Below are 2201 nucleotides of genomic sequence, written 5' to 3'. Positions count from 1 at the left end.
GAGAATCTTCTCCGGAAAATCCGTGGATGAGTTAATAATGTCACATTCTTAAATGGAATGACTATATCTTTATTGGGCATTTCTGATCCGGCAGAAAGACCGGCTAGCGCATAACCCGAGGCTGGCCATGCCCTACCGCACGCTTGCAGGCTGGACAGCTGAACGCCAGGCGGCAATCCTCGCCGAGGCTGCCGGGTTTCTCGATCGCCTCGAATAACAGCGCTTCATCACAAAGTCAGGGCACGGAAATATGCGTATTGGGATCGTAGGCGCCGGCATGGCCGGCATGGCATGTGCAGAGACGCTCGCGGCGTGCGGCCACACGCTCATTGTGCTGGACAAGGGCCGCGGTCCCGGCGGCCGCATGTCCACGCGGCGGATCGCGACCGCCGCGGGCGAGGCGGCATTCGACTATGGGGCGCAATATTTTACCGTGCGCGAACCCGGATTTCGCGCCCGGGTAAATCGTTGGGTTGCAGCGGGCTGCGTGGCGCCCTGGCCGGCCGCCGGCGAGGACGCTTATGTCGGTGTCCCCGGAATGAATGCCCCCCTCCGTGACATGGCCGAGCCATTTGCCGTGCAATGGGGCGTGCAGGTGACCGCGCTGTTACCTTCTGCCGGGGGATGGCGCCTGGTGGCGCAGACCACGCCGCCTGTCGCTGTGGATGCCGTGGTGGTGGCGCTGCCTGCCGAGCAGGCGGCGGCCCTCGCCGCCCAGACGGCGCCAGATCTGGCGGCGCGGGGCCGGACGCTGCCATCCGCGCCGTGCTGGACCGTGATGCTGGCGTTTGCGGAGACCTTGCCGGCGGCACCGGATTGCCTTCGGGAAGATAAGGCCGGCGTGCTCGGCTGGGCCGCCCGCAACCGCGCCAAGCCCGGCCGCACGGGGCCGGAGACATGGGTCCTCCAGGCCAGTCCGGAATGGTCACGGCAATATTTTGAGGCGGAAGCCAATTGGGTCGTGTCCGCGCTGTCGGCAGCACTTGCCACACGTCTCGGGATTGATTTGCCGCCGCCGATCGCGTGCAGCACACATCGATGGCGGTATGCGCGCCCAGGCGCAGAGGGATCCGGTGCGCTGTGGGATGCGGATCTCCGGCTTGGACTGTGCGGCGACTGGCTGATCGCCCCGCGGGTTGAGGCTGCCTGGATGTCCGGAACGAGGTTAGCTGAACGCATCATCGCATCGGGCCCATGATGGCCATCCGCGACGATTTCCGCTTCGAGTGTCTCAATGCGTTCTCCGACGGCCTCACGCTGGTCGAATAATTCCCTGCCTGCTTGGCGAGCTTGCTTCGGAACGTTTTCATCAGCACCGACGAGTGCCATCAGCTCAACGAGCTTGTCGATGCCTTTCGGAACGATCAGACCAAATTCTGCCGCCAGGCCACGCATCGCGTTGGAGAGCAACCGCGTCCGGCACGCCGGCGGCCACGCGCCGTTCAGGGTCATCGGCCCAGTCTCGCGGCAAATACAGCCGGTAAGCGATCGGCAGGCTGGCATGGTCATTCGCGGCAGACAGGCTGACCGCGACCTGGCAATTGTCCTGCTTGCCGAGCTGCCCGCAATATTGCCGCGCAACGCCAACCGAGTGCCGGCCTTTCTTCGGCATGCCGGTATTCTTTGCCATAGCGTCGACGCCGACGGTATCCTCAATCATCCGCTGGCGCAATCCGTCTCGAGGAAGCTCACGGTCGCCGCCATAAATGCTGAAAGTCTATCTGGGACTTTACGCGAGCGATGAATAGCCGAGCCTCGTCCGGGCTCAGGGTCCGACCATAACCAGCGCCTACCTTGCCCGTCGAATGCGCAAAAATTTTGTCCGCCAGTTCATCACCAATGTTGCCAGCTCTGAGCATTTGTCGAAAGCTGTGCCGCAACGAGTATAAAACGAGTGTCGGATCATCAATGACCGACTCATTCAGATATCGGTTTAGAAATTTGGACCACGCAGCTGCGGTCTTTTGCTTCGTCTGAGGCTGCACGAGCGTACAACCCCGTGCTGCCTGTTGACTGGCCCATTCGATTAGACCCATCTTAAGCAAATCCCCCAATAGTGGGACAAGCCGTGGTGCGGCCCTCGTTTTTTTGCCCACTTTACGGAGGTCCAGGCAACAGATGTCATCAATCCACACGGTAATCCCCCCGTTTTTAACGGGGCTTAATGGTAGAATTCACGCGGCGAGTTTCAGTTTCTGGGC

1 protein-coding gene and 1 pseudogene are annotated in these 2201 nt (G+C 61.6%); one reads left to right on the top strand and one right to left on the bottom strand.

The window, feature by feature from the left end; genetic code table 11:
* The first annotated feature begins 250 nt into the window (after positions 1-250).
* On the top strand, positions 251-1198 hold the full coding sequence (locus QQJ84_RS13940; RefSeq protein ID WP_284258910.1) for an NAD(P)/FAD-dependent oxidoreductase: 948 nt from the start codon (positions 251-253) through the stop codon (positions 1196-1198).
* A 201-nt stretch (positions 1199-1399) separates the two neighbouring features.
* Here the strand turns inward: QQJ84_RS13940 and QQJ84_RS13935 are convergent.
* Positions 1400-1621: pseudogene (locus tag QQJ84_RS13935) on the bottom strand (transposase); the annotation flags it as partial.
* Positions 1622-2201 lie beyond the last annotated feature (580 nt).

Source organism: Acidocella aquatica (genome assembly GCF_030160635.1).
Taxonomy (GTDB): Bacteria; Pseudomonadota; Alphaproteobacteria; order Acetobacterales; family Acetobacteraceae; genus Acidocella; species Acidocella aquatica.
Note: the sequence above shows the minus strand (reverse complement) of the source record. Positions and strands in the feature narration are given on the sequence as shown.

Bases quoted from the DNA above. Each gene is read 5' to 3' on its own strand.
- QQJ84_RS13940 (WP_284258910.1), top strand. From the start codon at position 251: ATGCGTATTGGGATCGTAGGCGCCGGCATGGCCGGCATGGCATGTGCA.